The following is a 16,437-nucleotide window of genomic DNA, read 5'->3' as shown; positions in this document are numbered from 1 at the left end:
TATGGAAGCCAACCTGCCAGACGAACGCGGCCATTTTGGTATTCACGGCGGTCGTTTTGTATCAGAAACCCTGACAGCTGCATTGGACGAGCTGCAAGCAACCTACATGAAGCTGCGCAACGACGCAGACTTCCAGAAAGCGTTCGACCACGACCTGGCACACTACGTCGGTCGGCCGTCGCCGCTGTACTATGCCGAGCGTCTGAGCAACCACTGTGGTGGCGCACGCATCTTCCTGAAGCGTGAAGACCTGAACCACACTGGCGCTCACAAGGTAAACAACACCATTGGTCAGGCGTTGCTGGCCAAGTTCATGGGCAAGAAGAAAGTCATTGCTGAGACCGGTGCTGGTCAGCACGGCGTGGCATCTGCCACCGTAGCGGCCCGCTTTGGTCTGGAGTGTAAGGTCTTCATGGGCTCGACCGACGTTGAGCGTCAGAAGCTGAACGTGTACCGCATGAAGCTGCTGGGTGCCGAAGTGAACTCGGTATCTTCCGGTACGGCAACCTTGAAAGACGCCATGAACGAAGCGATGCGTCACTGGGTAACCCACGTTGACGACACCTTCTACATCATTGGTACCGCGGCCGGTCCGCACCCGTACCCAATGCTGGTACGTGACTTCCAAAGCATCATTGGCCGCGAAACCCAACGCCAGTGCGAAGAGCAGATTGGCCGTCAGCCAGACGCGGTTGTTGCCTGTGTCGGTGGTGGCTCTAACGCCATTGGTATGTTCTACCCGTACATCAAACACCCTGAAGTGGCCATGTACGGCGTTGAAGCCGGTGGTCTTGGACTGGACGGTGACGACCACGCCGCACCTCTGAACAAAGGCATTCCGGGCGTGCTGCACGGTAACCGTACCTACCTGATGGAAGACGAAAACGGCCAGATCATGGGTACCCATTCCATCTCTGCCGGTCTCGACTACCCAGGCGTGGGCCCTGAGCACAGCTGGTTGAAAGACGTTGGTCGCGCCAACTATGTTGCCGCTACCGACGAAGAGGCCATCGATGGCTTCCACAAGCTGACTCAGCTGGAAGGCATCATGCCGGCACTGGAATCTTCCCACGCGGTGGCTTATGCCATGAAGCTGGCGAAGACCATGAGCTCTGACAAGGTGATCGTGGTGAACCTGTCCGGTCGTGGCGACAAGGATATCCATACTATTGCAGAGCTGGACGGCGTAACTGCTTGATGCACTGAAAGCTGTTGCGCTCACGCATGCTGCGTTAAAAGTCGGCTCTGAATGCTCATTTATGACTTATAAACTCCGCTTCATCGCCGACTTTTGCCTTGCCTGCGTATCGCTCTCGACGCTTTCAGAATTGCTCGCGGTAACAGGTTCAAGAATTCAGGAAATTTAGAAATGTCTCGTATTAACGGTTTGTTTGCTGCCCTGAAAGAACAGGGCAAAAAGGCGCTGATTCCTTACATCACCGCCGGTGACCCACAAAAAGACGCCACCGTGCCAATGATGCACGCACTGGTAGAAGCCGGTGCTGATCTGATCGAATTGGGCGTACCATTCTCAGACCCAATGGCCGATGGTCCAACCATTCAGCTGGCCTGTGAGCGTGCGTTGGAGCACGGTACGTCGTTGAAAGACGTGCTGGCCATGGTGGCGGAATTCCGCACCACGAATACCGAAACCCCGGTTGTGCTGATGGGTTATCTGAACCCGGTTGAGCGTATGGGCTACGACCAGTTCGCTGCCAATGCCGTTGAAGCCGGTGTTGACGGTGTGCTGTTGGTTGACCTGCCACCAGAAGAAGCCATTGATGTGGCGGATTTCTTCAAGCAGCGTGATCTCGATATGATCTATCTGATCGCGCCGACCACTACCGATGCACGCATCGAAGCCATTGGTCATGCGGGTAGCGGTTACGTCTACTACGTGTCCCTGAAGGGCGTGACCGGTTCGAAAGCACTGGACGTTGATGACGTTGCCCGCAATCTGGAACGCATTCGCAAGCACGTGGACATTCCGGTGGGTGTTGGCTTTGGTATCACCAATGGCGAAACCGCAGCGGCGGTTGCCCAGGTGTGTGACGGTGTGATTGTTGGCTCTGCCATTGTCAATCGCATTGCCGATAATGCCGAACAGCCGGAACAGGCCCGTGCGCAGGTATCCGAGCTGGTGAGTGAAATGCGTACGGCGATGGACAAAGCCTGATCGTACTGCTGTTGGACTGTCGTTGGAGATGACTGGAATGACCGAATACACCAGCTGGAATGTGGATCGCTGGTTGCAACACCTTGAATCTGTTCACTCGGCCGCCATTGATATGGGGCTTGAGCGGGTATCCGAGGTCGCTGCGCGTTTGAATTGCCTCAGACCGGCTGGTCTGGTCATTCTGGTTGCAGGAACCAATGGCAAGGGCACTACCAGTGCCCTTTTGTCGTCCTTGTTGGGCGTACAAGGTATGCGGGTAGGGATGTATAACTCTCCGCATATCATCAAATACAACGAACGGGTGTCAGTGAATGGCGTCGATATTTCCGATGCCGACCTGTGTCACTCGTTCGAGCTGGTTGAGCAGGCCCGTAGCGATACTCCGCTGACCTATTTCGAGTTTGGTACATTGGCCGCGTTGGCCTGGTTCAAAACCCAGAACCTCGATGCCTGTGTGCTTGAAATCGGTCTTGGCGGCCGACTGGACGCGGTAAACATTGTTGAGGCTGATCTGTCTATCGTTACCAGTATCGGCCTCGACCACGAAGCCTGGCTGGGTAATGATCCGGAAGTGATCGCTTACGAAAAATGTTCGATCGCCCGTCCGGGCAGCTACCTGATCTGTGGTCAGCCAAACCCACCCAAGCGCGGTCGTGAGAGCGTCGATGCCATTGGTGGCAAGTGGCTGGGGCGCGGTGAAGACTTTGATGTTCAAAAGGTGGCTGTGGCAGATGAAACCCGTCTGGATATTCGCTTCAAACCGATGCCGGACGAAGACACCGTGTTCAACTGGCAATTGCCGCTGGGCCATATTCCTGCCGACAACATCGCTACGGCGGTTCAGGCAATGGCAGCGTTAGGGCATCTGATGCCGGAAAACGAAGTGGCCGATGCTGTTCGTCGTTTGCGGGTCCCTGGCCGGTTGCAGCAGTGGCAGTGTCAAACATCGGAAGGCAAGACCCTGCGTGTCACCCTTGATGTGGCGCACAATGAACAAGCGGCGACGTATCTGGCCGGTCGTGTTGACCATGCTGATGGTGTGTTGTTGGGTATGTTGTCCGACAAGCCCATTGAAGATGTGGTCAAGGCATTACCGCAAGCCGGGCAGTGGGTGTTTACGACCCTCGATGGCCCCCGTGGCCTGTCGGCCAAGGGCCTTGCAGAGCGCGCTATGGCCGCCAACGCCGAGCTTTCTGAGGCACCACAGTTTGAGACTGTTGAGGCAGCCCTGAACCATGTGATCGATACAGCGTCTGAGGGTGAGCACTGGTTGGTTGCAGGTTCTTTTGTAACCGTGGAATATGCACTCAAGACCATTTATCAGCAGCAAAAGGCTGGAACTCACTCATGGAAAAGCATCTGAACAAACGGATTCTGGGTGCGGTAGTCACGGTGTTGGCTGTCGCAGTCGTAGTTCCGATTGTGATTGATGGCTCCCGCCAAAACCTCACCATTGATGACGACATGCCACCGATGCCGGATATGCCGGACTGGGCGGAAGTCGAAAACCAGAAGCGCATCCGCATGGACCTGGAGGCGCTGGCCAGTGGTGAGGCCGAAGAAGATTTACAGCCACCACCGGTTAGCACGGCTGATGTCGATGATCCGGTGCCAGAGGTGGTGACTCAAAACGCCGATCAGGCGGTTCAAAACGAAGAATTCCTGCCTTACGCCTGGATGATTCAGGTGGGTGCGTTTTCCAAGCGCGACAACGCCGAAGGCTTTCGTGACTCCCTGCGCCAGAAAGGCTACAAGTCGTTTGTACGATCTGACGGCGACGGCTTGACCCGGGTGTTTGTGGGTCCTGAATTGCAGCGCGAAGCCATCGACAGCTTGCGTGCGCGGCTCACCAAAGAGCTCAAGCGTGATGACTTACGCGTCAAACAATACAAGGCAGGTTGACCATTTGGTCAGCCTTCGGAAGATTTCACTGTTGAATTCGGCTCAACAGGATTTTGGCGTGAAATGGTCAATTGGCGCCGTCATCTGGTTGTCGCAATGCAGCCGAATCCCTATACTGCGCGCTTGTTTCAAACCAGTGGTGTAAATAGCTGATGGCCGTTATTGATTGGGTCATTCTCGCTGTCTTGCTGATTTCCAGTCTTATCAGCCTCAAGCGAGGTTTCGTTCGTGAAGCCCTGTCGCTGGTGGTATGGGTCGGCGCATTTGTGCTCGCCCGCATGTTCAGTGGAAATCTGGCTACACTTCTTACGGATTATCTGGAAACGAATTCGCTGCGCTGGATCGCGGCTTTTGTGATTCTGTTTCTGGGCGCAGTTGCCGTGGGCACCATGGTCAGTCATCTGATTGCCGAGATGGTCAGGCTTACCGGCCTGGGCAGTATGGATCGGGTTCTGGGAATGGTATTTGGTGCCATTCGCGGTCTGGTTGTACTGGTCGCCATCGTCTACGGCCTGCAATTCACCGTGGTTCCTGAAGATCCATGGTGGCAAGAATCCCTGTTGGTACCTCATCTGGAATTATTGGCAGACTGGGCGCGTAAAACGCTGCCGGGTGCGACCAACCAGTTGATGTCCTCCATCCCGTCCTGAATTTGAGGTATATCGCGAATGTGCGGAATTGTGGGTATCGTCGCCAAGACCCATGTTAACCAGTCGATTTATGATGCTTTGACCGTGCTCCAGCACCGTGGTCAGGATGCTGCCGGTATCGTCACCAGTGACGAAGGCAAATTCTACCTGCGTAAGGACAACGGTCTGGTTCGTGATGTGTTCCACACCCGTCACATGCGTCGTCTGGTGGGTAATATGGGTATCGGCCACGTCCGTTATCCAACTGCGGGCAGCTCCAGCTCCGCCGAAGCGCAGCCGTTCTACGTGAACTCGCCGTACGGCATCGTACTGGCGCACAACGGCAACCTGACCAACACCGCTGATCTGGCCCAGGACATCTACCGTGAAGACCTGCGCCACATCAACACCACCTCTGATTCCGAAGTATTGCTGAACGTGTTCGCCCACGAGCTGCACGCTCAGGGTGAGTTGCAGCCAACACCGGAAACTATCTTCAAGGCCGTTCGTCGAGTGCACCAGCGTGTTCGCGGTGGTTACGCCGTGGTTGCCATGATCTGTGGTTACGGCGTAGTTGCCTTCCGCGATCCAAACGGTATCCGCCCTGCGGTATACGGTAGCCGCGAAACTGAATCCGGCACCGAGTACATGGTGGCGTCCGAGTCTGTGGCCCTGGACGCACTGGACTTCAAACTGGAGCGTGATATCGCACCGGGTGAATGTGTGGTGATGCCGGAAGCGGGTGGTATTTTCACCCAGCAGTGTGCGGAAGACACCAACCTGACTCCATGTCTGTTCGAGCAGGTGTACTTCGCCCGTCCGGATTCCATCATCGACGGCATGGCGGTTTACAAGGCTCGCCTGCGTATGGGTGAGAAGCTGGCCGACAAGATTCTGCGCGAGCACCCGAACCACGACATCGACGTGGTGATCCCGATCCCGGATACCAGCCGTGCGTCTGCCATGGAACTGGCCAACCGTTTGGGCCTGAAGTTCCGCGAAGGCTTTATGAAGAACCGCTACATCGGCCGTACCTTCATCATGCCGGGTCAGCAACAGCGCAAGAAGTCTGTTAAGCAAAAGCTGAACGCACTGGATCTGGAATTCCGTGGCAAGAACGTACTGCTGGTGGATGATTCCATCGTACGTGGTACAACGTGCGAGCAGATCATTGAGATGGCTCGTGAAGCCGGCGCCAAAAACGTCTACTTCGCCTCGGCAGCACCTGCGGTGCGTTACCCGAACGTGTACGGCATTGATATGCCAGCTAAGGAAGAATTCATCGCGCACAACCGCAGCACCGAAGAAATTGCCAAGCAAATTGGTGCCGACTGGCTGGTGTATCAAGACCTGGAAGACCTGACCGCCGCCTGTCTGGAAGGCAGCAGCACCACCGCTACCGGTTTTGACTGCTCGGTATTCAACGGTGAATACGTCACCGGTGATATCAACGAAGCCTACTTCCAGCGTCTGGCCGACCTGCGCAGTGATTCGTCCAAGACCATTCGCAAAGCCATTTCCAATGTTGCGATTGATCTGCACAACGAGGCAGAATCCTGATTCTGTCCTTGATTCCCGTTAGCGGGTAGTGTGTTTGCGAAACGGGGCGGATTTATCTGCCCCGTTTTTGTTTGTGTTCTGAACAAATGTTTGCCGGATGGTCCGGCAACTGGCTGCTGGCGAGAACCAGCTAAGGCTACATACCATGACCGATATCCACGATTTGCTGGGCCCTTACCAGTCCGACCTGACCGATGCTGAGATCGAAACCCTGGCGGTACGAGCAGGGCAGTACCGTACTCAGGAGCATGAGCATTCTGAAGCCATTTTCCCGAGCAGCAGCTACGTGTTCAAATCCGCAGCAGAAGCTCAGGCAACCTTCCGTGGCGAGCTGGAAGGCAACGTTTACTCCCGCTACACCAACCCGACGGTACGCACCTTTGAAGAGCGTCTGGCGGCGATGGAAGGCGGTGAAGCGGGTGCGGCAACGGCGTCGGGAATGGCCGCTATCCTGTCTGTGGTGTTGGCTCACCTGAAAGCCGGTGACCACGTCATCTGCTCCCAGAGCGTGTTCGGCAGCACCATCAACCTGTTTGAAAAATACTTGCGCAAGTTCGGTATTGATATCGATTACGCCGACCCGGTCAATACTGCCGATTGGAAAGCCAAAAGCCGTGCAGAAACCCGTCTGTTCTTCCTTGAATCACCGTCTAACCCGGTGATGGAAGTGGCCGACCTGGAAGCCATTGCTGCAGTAGCCAAGGAAGTGGGAGCCCTGTTTGCCGTCGATAACTGCTTCTGTACCCCGGCGATTCAGCGTCCGCTGGATTTTGGGGCCGATCTGGTGATTCATTCCGCCACCAAATTCATCGATGGTCAGGGCCGTTGTTTGGGTGGTGCCGTAGTGGGCTCGAAGGAATTGATTGAGCCTGTTGTTGGTGTACTGCGTACTGCTGGCCCAACCATGAGCCCATTCAATGCCTGGATCTTCACCAAGGGTCTGGAAACCCTCAGCATTCGTATGAAAGCCCACACAGAAAACTGTGCGATCGTGGCTGAGTGGCTGAGCCAGCATCCGAAAGTTGCCCGTGTGAACTTCTGTGGACTGGCGTCCCACCCGCAGAAAGCCCTGATCGACAAACAACAGCGTTTGGCCGGTGGTGTACTGTCGTTTGAAGTTGAAGGTGGCAAAGACGCGGCCTGGCAGGTGATTGACTCCACCCGCATGATTTCCATTACCGCCAACCTCGGCGATACCAAAACTACCATCACCCATCCGGCGACCACCACTCATGGTCGTATCACCGAAGAAGAGCGTCTGGCAGCAGGCATCAGCCAGGGCCTGATTCGCGTGGCAGTGGGTCTGGAAAATCCGCAGGATGTGATCAAGGATCTGGCCCGCGGACTGGACGCCTTGTAAGTAGCAATTGATATTCACACAGGGATATCCAGAGACGGGGCTTCGGCCCCGTTTTTTGTGGCGGATACGGTCTGTTACCGTGCTTCTTGTGTCAGATTTTGTCACTATGCAGCGCAGAAACCTGAATGCTCGGTCGGGCATTGAATCAGTCAGACGGAGAATTTCATGACCAAGGCTGTTGAAGCGGCACTCGCACAACTGAATACGGTAATTCTGGGCAAGGAAGAGCAGCTCAAGCTGTCGTTGGCTTGCTTGCTGGCCGGAGGTCATTTGCTGATCGAAGATTTGCCCGGTATGGGCAAAACCACCTTGTCTCATGCTCTGGCCGGAGTGCTGGGGTTGAAGTACAACCGCATTCAGTTCACCAGCGATTTGTTGCCCGCCGATATTCTCGGGGTATCGATTTTCGAGAAAGAACCGGGCAGTGAGCTGGGGCGTTTTCGATTTCACGAAGGTCCTGTGTTTTCGCAATTGCTGCTGGCCGACGAAATCAACCGCGCTACACCAAAATCCCAGAGTGCCTTGCTGGAAGCCATGGAAGAGCATCAGGTCACGGTGGAAGGGGAAACCCGCCAACTGCCAGAGCCTTTCTTTGTGATTGCCACTCAAAACCCGGTCAATCAGTCCGGGACGTTCCCGTTGCCTGAAAGTCAGCTGGACCGCTTCCTGATGCGTATTTCGCTGGGCTACCCGTCGCCTGCTGCCGAACGCCAACTGCTGGAAGGCAGTAACCACCGCGACAAGGCCAACCATCTGCAACAACAAATCACGCCTGAACAGCTGGGCGCGCTGAAACAGCACGTGCAGCAGATTCATGCTTCATCGTCGGTGCTGGATTACCTTCAGCGCATCATTGGTTTTACCCGCTACGATGCGGGTTATGCCTATGGTTTGTCTCCACGGGGGGCGCTGGCACTGTTGCAGGCCGCCAAAGCCTGGGCGCTGGTGAATCAGCGCGAGCACGTGATTCCCGAAGACGTACAGGCCGTGCTGCCTGCTGTGGTCGATCACCGTTTGGCCGATGCCGCTGACGGCGGTGCCAGTAGTGTGTCGGCTCATATTCTGGCCAATGTCGACGTGCTGGTTTAAGCCGTGTTGAAAAATCCGCTTCGCCAGTGGCTGGCGACCTCGGCTGTGCGCCAACGTTGGCAGCATTGGTTGGACCGCCGCATTCCGGTCAGCCGCAGCGTGACTCTGGGGCATAGGTCGATCTTTATTTTGCCCACGGCCATTGGCTGGCTGTTTGGCAGCCTGATTTTGTTGTTGCTGGTGACGGCCATTAATTACAAGAACAGTCTGGTGTATGGCCTGACGTTCTGGCTGTTCAGCATTGGCCTGACCACCATGTATCTGACCTTCCGCAACCTGAAAGGACTGGTGATCACCGCGCAGGACCCACTGGACGGTTTTGCCGGACAGTCGTTCGATGTTCCGCTGTTGCTGAATAACCAACGTTATTCAGCCGCCAGCGGACGCACCAAAAGTACAGCGCAGGGCAGTGGTAAAAGCCGTGGGCATTATGCACTGTGGCTGCAATATCCGGACAACCCGGGGATCAACGCCTCGGTGCTGGCGGGAGAGGCGGTGACGCTGTCCAGTCATTATCGCAGCCATCAACGTGGCCGCTTGCAACCCGGCCGTATTTTGTTGGAAAGCCGCTTTCCGCTGGGGCTGTTTCGCGCCTGGAGCTGGGTGAAACTTGACTTCAATACCCTGGTGTACCCGGAACCACAATCGGTGCCGCTGGTAACGGGCAGTGATGGCGACGGGGGAGAGCTGGAAGGTGCCAGTCGCGATGTCAGCGGTGATCAGGATTTTCGCGGTTTGCGCCCTTATCAGGCGGGTGATTCGTTGAAGCAGATTGCCTGGAAACAGCTTGCTCGCGGTAAGGGTCTGGTGACCAAGGAATTTGACAGTGATGACGGTGCCAGTTGCTGGCTCGACTGGAGCCACCTGACTGGCAATACCGAATACCGCTTGTCGTGCCTGACGGGTTGGGTGCTGAGCGTTCACGACAAGGGCTGGCAATACGGCTTGCGACTTCCGGGCGTTGAGATTGCCCCAGATCATTCAGAACGGCACCTGCGACGTTGTCTTGGGCAGCTGGCGCTGTATGGCCTCGGGTCTGATTCAGGGATTGCTTCGGGCAGTGCTTCAACTAACCCAGTCTCTGCAACCGTATCCGCTAATCAGGAGGCGGGGCGATGAAGGCCATCGAACGTCCGTTACCCCGGGCTGCCTTGCTGTGGTTGCTGGTCGCCGGTGCATTGACATTTTTGCCACATTACAGCCATTTACCTTGGTTCTTCTGGGTTATGGCGCTGATCACAACCGGCTGGCGCTGGTTGATGCACCGGGGCCAATTACCGTATCCAAACGCCAAAACCAAAATGGCCGCGGTCGTGCTGGTGGGTGGTGGTGTGGTTGCTGGCTTCAGTGGTCACTATTCGCTTGAAAGCGCGGTCGGCTTTTTTGTTGCCATGAGCTTGCTGAAAACGCTGGAAATGCGCACCCAGCGTGATGGCTACATCGTGGTGTTTCTGTGCTTCTTTCTGCTGGCAACGGGCTTCCTGTTCGAGCAGGAACTGCTGTGGGGCTTGTTGGGGATTGTCGCCACCTGGGTGCTTATCGGCACTTTGGTAGCTTTGCAGCTGGGTCAGCAGGGAGCCGGTGCAGCAAAGCAACCGGGCTTTGCAGTAGTCAGTCGCTTTGCCACAGGCATTCTGCTGATTTCATTGCCGCTGATGCTGGTGGTGTATCTGTTGTTCCCGCGCTTTGGACCACTTTGGAGCATCAAGCTGCAAAGCGAGCAGGCAATGACCGGCCTGTCAGAGTCTATGTCGCCGGGGGATATCGCCTCACTGAGTCAGTCCGATGAGTTGGCTTTTCGGGCGACCTTCGAATCCGGTCAACAGCCGCCCCGCAACCAGCTGTATTGGCGCGCTCTGGTGCTCGACCAATACGACGGCCGCAGCTGGCAACGATCCGGTTCTCGCCGCAACGTGACCTGGTATCCGGAGATGCCCGAATATCAGGTGGAACAGCTGCGCCGGGCCGGTGTCGAAGGCGTCACCCGTTACGAAATCATTCAGGAACCAACCGGCCAGAACTGGCTGTTTACCCTGCGAGATGGTGGTTCCATGGAGCCGGGCATTGGTTTGACCAGCAGCGGCGTTCTGGTTGATCGCAGGCCGGTATTCCAGCGTAAACGATACCGGGGCTATGGCATCGACGGTCAGTACGCGAGGCACCAGCTGGGCTATGTTCAGCGCCGCCTGAACCTGCAACTGCCGGACGACGGCAACCCGAGAACCCGCGCATGGGCACAGCAGTTGTGGCAACAGAACCCGACTGCGGATGTGTTTGTTCAAGCGTTGCTGAATCACTTTGCCGCAAGCTTTACCTACACTCTGAAACCGCCGGTGTTAGGCGACGATGACATAGATGAATTTCTGTTTGATACCCAACGCGGTTTTTGTGCGCATTTTGCCGGTGCGTTTGTCTATGCCGCCCGTCTGGTGGGCATTCCGGCCCGAGTCGTCACCGGCTATCAGGGGGGTGAATGGAATAATGCCGAGAACTACCTGACCGTACGCCAGTACGATGCTCATGGTTGGGCTGAAATCTGGTTGGATGGGGTGGGCTGGGTACGCGTTGACCCAACTGCGGCTGTGGCACCGTCACGGATTGAGCTAGGGCTGGAGCAGGCTTTGGCGGGTGAAGGCAGCTTTATGGAAAACTCGCTGATCAAGCCGGGCCAAATCCGCAGTATGCCGTGGCTGAACCAACTGCGATTGAAGCTGGAATCGGTTAATTATCTTTGGCACCGCTGGGTGTTGTCGTACGACGGCGAACGCCAGAAAAGCATGCTGCGCTCAATCTTCAACCGAACCGACTACCTGTATTTTATCGGGTGGATCATTGGCGTTGTGATTGCTGTCTTTGTGGTAATTGCCGCCCTGATGTTGGCGAAAGGGTCTGCGCGGTCACGTTCTGCTGAACGTCGTGGTTGGGATACGCTGTTGGCTGATTGCGAGAAGGCGGGCATTGCGGTGGCTGCCAGTGAATCGCCCCTATCTGTGCTGCAACGTTTGCAGCGGCAGTACCCGCGGGCCAAGCCTGCACTGTCGCAGTTATCGACCTTGATGGAACAGCGGCTTTATGCCGCGCCGTCTCAGGCTGACGCAGTATCTACCAAGGCGGTTCTGGCAGCGATAAAGCAGGCACGACGGGCTCTTAAAAAGGCCCGGAAACTGGCCCGTAAATAGGCCAAGAGTTAGGCTCGTAAGCAGGTCGAGAGATAGATTCAAAAGCAGCTCACAGAAAAAACCTTACGGCCACTCACAAAAACAGCCGCTGCCTGCGACGTTCAGAAACGGCCCATAGCTACCTGCAGTCATCTTACGGATGATATTGGGGAAAAAGTCATCGCTGGCAACGGTACACAGCGCACCGAAGCCATAGGCACCGTAATACCCCAGCTCATAACCGTTGATACCGGACTGCTCCCCGGCACCCTGGCGGTTGCTGATCAGCGCCATCGATGGCGAGGAGGATGGCCTGAACTCGTCGGCTTCAAGTTGCATCAACTTGATGCGCGCAGGATTCAAGCGGCGGAATTCCGCCAGTGTTTCTGCGGACGCCGAAGCTGGCGCAACAACCACAATTTCCAGCTCTTCGGCGTTGGTTTTGGCCAGCAGACCATCAAAGTGACGCTGGCTGACCTGATTGCAGAGGCAGTCCGGGTTCCAGAAGTGCAGCAGGGTGACCGGTGCCGTGCGCTTTACCACTTCTGCGTGGTTGGCGACCAGCGCGTGTAACTGTTGTTCCACTTCCGGGGCGGCAGGCGGCGGCTGGTTTGGGTCGAGGAAAGAGCGGATGTTCTGCGACTGAAACCACCACAAGCCAATGGCGGTGCCAATCAGCCACAAGGCGACGGCCAGGCCCAAAATCAGGTGTTTGTGTTTTGCCAGCGGAGCTTCTTTTGGGTGTTGCGTTTGCACCTTTGTTACACCTTCGTTTTTTGTTTTCGCTTTTACGTTGAAGTCACAGCCCAGAGTGTCATCCGGGGAATGGGGTCTGGTGGCTGGAAAGCCGTTTTCTGGCAGTGTAACCTGCCTGCTCCAAAACGCGACAGCCCCAGATGAACAGCCAGCCCCCGAACACCGACCTACCTCATGAAACCGCTTCCAGCCCGCACGGCTTGAATAATGATGCGGCGATTTCAGACGCCATGCCAACGGATCAATTTATGGCGGCCCTGAAGCAGCAATCCGCTCATCAGCTGGTGTTGGTCGACTTTCAGGCGGCCTGGTGCTCACCATGCCGGGCCTTGCTGCCGGTGCTGGAAAAACTGGCGTTGGAATACCGCGGTCAATTGACCCTGGTGACGGTGGATGCTGAACAGCGCGCCGACCTGATAGAGGCGCTGGCGGTACGTGGTCTGCCGACAGTGCTGTTGTATTTGCACGGCCGTGAAATCAACCGTTTCACCAAAGCCTTGCCGGAACGCGATATTCGCTTGTTGCTGAAACCCTACATCAACAGCCCGGAAAAACGCCTCAAACAGCAGGCTGAACAGGCGTTTGAACAACACGACTGGTCGACAGGCCTCGAGCATTTGCGCGCTTTGCTGAAATACCCAACCGCAACGGCGCGAGACTGGGCTCACTTTTGCCATCGGCTGATGGATGCCTTGCCAGAATACCCGCAGCTGAAGACGGAACTGCAACAGGCGTTGCAGTCTGTCGACGCCCATGGCCTGCGTGACCCGGCCATGCAACATGCCATCTCTCGCTGGCACCTGCTGGAGCGCAAGGTCGCCAGCCTGGATGTGTTGCAATACAACTTCCGCCAACAACCCTCCGCCGAAACCCGTTTGGCGTTGGCGGAGGGATTGGCCATCGACGAACAGTACGAACAGGCTCTGACGCTTTTGCTAGGGTTGTTGCGTCGACCATGCAGTGACGAGCAGGAAACAGCCGCCAAAGCCCTGCTGTTTGAGTTAATCAACACCTTGCCTGACCGTGCCCAGGCCAACCGCTATCGGCGTGAATGGTTTGATTACCAGCGTCAACGTCAGCTGTCTGAAGAGCCGGATCAGAACGGCGACTGAGTGATACCCGCGCACGGCTGTTCAATTTGTTGAACACTGGGTTCGAAAACCCGCGCTAAGCCCGTCGGTCTGAGTCGATATACTGGCAGCCTGAATAGGAGATATCGATGGAAAAGCGTCAACTCGGCAATACCGACCTGCAAGTGACCAAGCTGTGTCTTGGTACCATGACCTGGGGTGAACAAAACACCGAATCCGAAGCCCACGAGCAAATGGACTATGCGGTGGCTGAAGGCATCAACTTCTTCGATGTCGCAGAAATGTACCCGGTGCCTCCCAAGCCTGAAACCCAGGGCCGCACCGAAGAGTGCATCGGCAGCTGGTTTGCCAAAACCGGCAAGCGTAAGGACATTGTGCTGGCCACCAAAGTCGCCGGGCCATCCTACGGCGGCAGCCATATTCGTGGTGGTTCACGGCTGAATCGTGAGCACATCACTCAGGCCGTTGAAAGCAGTCTCAAGCGTTTGCAAACGGATTACATCGACCTGTACCAGCTGCACTGGCCTGAACGGGCAACCAATTTCTTTGGCAAGTTGGGATATGTGCATCAGCCAGAGCTGGATGGCACTCCGATTGCTGAAACTCTGGAAGTGCTGGATGACCTGATCAAACAGGGCAAGATTCGCCACTACGGGCTGTCGAACGAGAGTGCCTGGGGTACCATGAAGTTCATCAGTGAAGCCGAGCGTATGGGCATCCAGCGTCCGGTGTCGGTGCAGAACCCATACAATCTTTTGAACCGCAGCTACGAAGTGGGTCTGGCAGAAGTGTCGATCCGAGAACAGTGTGGCTTGCTGGCGTATTCACCGCTGGCGTTCGGCGTGCTCACCGGGAAATACCTCAACGGTCAGAAACCCGCCAAAGGCCGCCTGACGCTGTTTGAGCGCTTCCAGCGTTACAACAGTGAACTGGCGGGTAAAGCGACTCAGGCTTATGTCGACATTGCAGCCGATGCCGGTATGACGCCAGCCACGCTGGCAATGGCGTTTGTGACTCAGCAGCCGTTTGTGACCAGTAATATTCTGGGAGCGACGACCATGGCGCAGTTGAAAGAAAACATCGACTCTGCAGCCGTGCTGCTGGATGAGGAAACGCTGGGACGTATCAACGACGTTCACGCCGCCATTTCCAACCCTTGCCCATAACCTGTTTGGTTACCAGCCAGCCCGGTTAGCCGGGCTGGTGCTGTTTTGTGTATTAACGCGTCAATTGCGCTCGTTGTCTTACTTCAACGAAGCCTTGGTCACCTTGCGCAAACGCATGGTTAACACCACTGCGGCACCGGTCAGGCCAATCACCAGCCCCGTCCAGAACCCCTGTGCTCCGGCGGCTTCAATGCCAAGTGCCGGAATACCGTGGAAAGCCAGTACGTAGCCGCTACCCATCCCCAACGGCCAGTAGGCAATAAAAGTAATCAGCATCACCACAAAGGTGTCGTGATAGGCTCGCAAAGCCCCTGCAGCTGCAACCTGTGTGGCATCCGACAGCTGGAATACCGCCGCAAATAACAGCAGTTGTGCGCCCAGCTCGACGACGTTGTGGTCGGGGGAATACAAGCTGGCAATCGGTGCTGCAAACAGCACAATCAGCAGAGCATTAAACAGCGCACACGCCAGGTTCAGTCGTACCCCCAGCCAGGCTGCCCGCTTCGCCAATCGCGGTTCGTTGCGCCCCAGAAAGTGGCCGACCCGGACCGTCAACGACATGCCCAGACTCAGCGGAATCATAAAGGTCAGCGAGGACACATTCAGTGCCACCTGATGGCCTGCCACCACAACCGGGCCAAGGTCGGTGAGGAACAGTGCCACGGCAGTGAACAAACTGACTTCAAAGAAAATCGCCAGACCAATCGGAACGCCGATTTTCAGCAAGCTACGTACGTGTGGCAGGTGTGGCCTCATCAGCCCTTGCAGCAAGGCAAAGCCCTTCGGTAAGCGATGTTTGCGAGTATCGAACGCCATGGCGATGGCCATGCCCAGAAACACAATGCTGCTACCAATGCCGCAGCCAACACCGCCCAGCTCCGGGAATCCCAGCCAGCCATACACAAACAAGCCGTTGACTGGAATGTTCATGACCAGACCGGTGAGCATAATGCGGGTGACGTGCGCGGCCTGATTCAGGGCCTCGGCAAAAAAACGATAGGCGAGGAAAATCCCCACTGCCGGGAAGCCTACGGCAATTGCCAGCAAGTAATCCCGTGCTACCTGTGCTGTCACTGGATCGTCTACCAGCCAACTGACAAAGCCGGATGCCAGCCATAGCAAGCCGCCAGACAGTACACCTAATACCAGCCCCAGAAATAACGTCGCCGTCAGCAGGCTCGACAGGTCATTGGCTTGCTGGTCGTCGCCATTTTGATTTGCTCGTGCATTCATGCTGGCGGCCAGTGGTGACAAGGCAACCAGAATGCCTGCCAGAAACAGCCATACCGGCATCCACACGGCGGTGCCAATCGCAACGGCGGCAAGGTCGCGGGTACTGACGTAGCCGGACATCAGGGTGTCGACGGTGCCCATGCCAATCTGGGCCAGTTGGGTGGCCAGAATGGGCAGCATTAGCCCCAGTAGGGCTTTACGTTCGTGGCGAGAAAAATCCGTCGCAGACATTAATTTTAACGATCCGACAAAACTTGAAAGGGAACGCATTGTGCACATTGGCTTGCAGAAAACCAATCACTCAGCAAAGATCAAGT

General features: G+C 56.2%; 14 protein-coding genes. 12 read left to right on the top strand and 2 right to left on the bottom strand.

Going from position 1 to position 16,437, the window contains the following annotated elements; genetic code table 11:
- Position 1: 1 nt before the first annotated feature.
- The 10 genes from trpB (at position 2) to ACXADJ_RS08090 (ending at position 11,895) form a co-directional block, all read left to right on the top strand.
- Positions 2-1,198 carry a tryptophan synthase subunit beta gene (gene trpB, locus ACXADJ_RS08135; RefSeq protein WP_475068160.1) on the top strand — a complete coding sequence of 399 codons (1,197 nt, stop codon included), beginning with the start codon at positions 2-4 and terminating at the stop codon, positions 1,196-1,198.
- A gap of 171 nt (positions 1,199-1,369) precedes the next feature.
- Positions 1,370-2,176 carry a tryptophan synthase subunit alpha gene (trpA, locus tag ACXADJ_RS08130; RefSeq protein WP_475064629.1) on the top strand — a complete coding sequence of 269 codons (807 nt, stop codon included), beginning with the start codon at positions 1,370-1,372 and terminating at the stop codon, positions 2,174-2,176.
- A gap of 37 nt (positions 2,177-2,213) precedes the next feature.
- The gene (locus ACXADJ_RS08125; RefSeq protein WP_475064627.1) at positions 2,214-3,539 is read left to right on the top strand and encodes a bifunctional folylpolyglutamate synthase/dihydrofolate synthase; all 1,326 of its coding nucleotides are present in this window, start codon (positions 2,214-2,216) and stop codon (positions 3,537-3,539) included.
- The gene (locus ACXADJ_RS08120) at positions 3,524-4,078 is read left to right on the top strand and encodes an SPOR domain-containing protein (protein WP_475064622.1); all 555 of its coding nucleotides are present in this window, start codon (positions 3,524-3,526) and stop codon (positions 4,076-4,078) included. The genes ACXADJ_RS08125 and ACXADJ_RS08120 overlap by 16 nt, the downstream gene beginning before the upstream one ends.
- Positions 4,079-4,230: 152 nt before the next feature.
- Complete coding sequence (locus ACXADJ_RS08115; protein WP_475064620.1) at positions 4,231-4,728, top strand: CvpA family protein; 498 nt, start codon at positions 4,231-4,233, stop codon at positions 4,726-4,728.
- Between the two features lie 18 nt (positions 4,729-4,746).
- The gene (gene purF / locus ACXADJ_RS08110) at positions 4,747-6,267 is read left to right on the top strand and encodes an amidophosphoribosyltransferase (protein ID WP_475064618.1); all 1,521 of its coding nucleotides are present in this window, start codon (positions 4,747-4,749) and stop codon (positions 6,265-6,267) included.
- Positions 6,268-6,412: 145 nt separating this feature from the next.
- On the top strand, positions 6,413-7,627 hold the full coding sequence (locus ACXADJ_RS08105; protein ID WP_475064616.1) for an O-succinylhomoserine sulfhydrylase: 1,215 nt from the start codon (positions 6,413-6,415) through the stop codon (positions 7,625-7,627).
- A 165-nt stretch (positions 7,628-7,792) separates the two neighbouring features.
- A complete protein-coding gene (locus ACXADJ_RS08100) occupies positions 7,793-8,716 on the top strand; it encodes an AAA family ATPase (RefSeq protein WP_475064614.1) in 924 nt (307 codons plus the stop codon).
- 3 nt (positions 8,717-8,719) lie between these two features.
- Complete coding sequence (locus tag ACXADJ_RS08095; protein ID WP_475064611.1) at positions 8,720-9,835, top strand: DUF58 domain-containing protein; 1,116 nt, start codon at positions 8,720-8,722, stop codon at positions 9,833-9,835.
- Positions 9,832-11,895: a transglutaminase TgpA family protein gene (locus ACXADJ_RS08090; protein ID WP_475064607.1), complete on the top strand. Its 2,064-nt coding sequence runs from the start codon at positions 9,832-9,834 to the stop codon at positions 11,893-11,895. The genes ACXADJ_RS08095 and ACXADJ_RS08090 overlap by 4 nt, the downstream gene beginning before the upstream one ends.
- Before the next feature lie 63 nt (positions 11,896-11,958).
- Here the strand turns inward: ACXADJ_RS08090 and ACXADJ_RS08085 are convergent, their stop codons facing one another.
- Positions 11,959-12,630 carry a DUF6436 domain-containing protein gene (locus ACXADJ_RS08085; protein WP_475064603.1) on the bottom strand — a complete coding sequence of 224 codons (672 nt, stop codon included), beginning with the start codon at positions 12,628-12,630 and terminating at the stop codon, positions 11,959-11,961.
- Positions 12,631-12,770: 140 nt separating this feature from the next.
- On the opposite strand from ACXADJ_RS08085, the gene ACXADJ_RS08080 reads away from it, so the two are divergent.
- Both ACXADJ_RS08080 and ACXADJ_RS08075 read left to right on the top strand, forming a co-directional pair.
- On the top strand, positions 12,771-13,742 hold the full coding sequence (locus ACXADJ_RS08080) for a thioredoxin family protein (RefSeq protein ID WP_475064600.1): 972 nt from the start codon (positions 12,771-12,773) through the stop codon (positions 13,740-13,742).
- Between the two features lie 107 nt (positions 13,743-13,849).
- On the top strand, positions 13,850-14,887 hold the full coding sequence (locus ACXADJ_RS08075; RefSeq protein WP_475064596.1) for an NADP(H)-dependent aldo-keto reductase: 1,038 nt from the start codon (positions 13,850-13,852) through the stop codon (positions 14,885-14,887).
- A 78-nt stretch (positions 14,888-14,965) separates the two neighbouring features.
- Here ACXADJ_RS08075 and ACXADJ_RS08070 read toward each other — a convergent pair whose 3' ends face one another.
- A complete protein-coding gene (locus ACXADJ_RS08070) occupies positions 14,966-16,351 on the bottom strand; it encodes an MATE family efflux transporter (protein ID WP_475064594.1) in 1,386 nt (461 codons plus the stop codon).
- Positions 16,352-16,437: the final 86 nt, after the last annotated feature.

It is taken from the genome of Oceanobacter sp. ABM4_470 (genome assembly GCF_056158645.1).
This window is presented reverse-complemented; position numbering and strand designations above follow the sequence as displayed.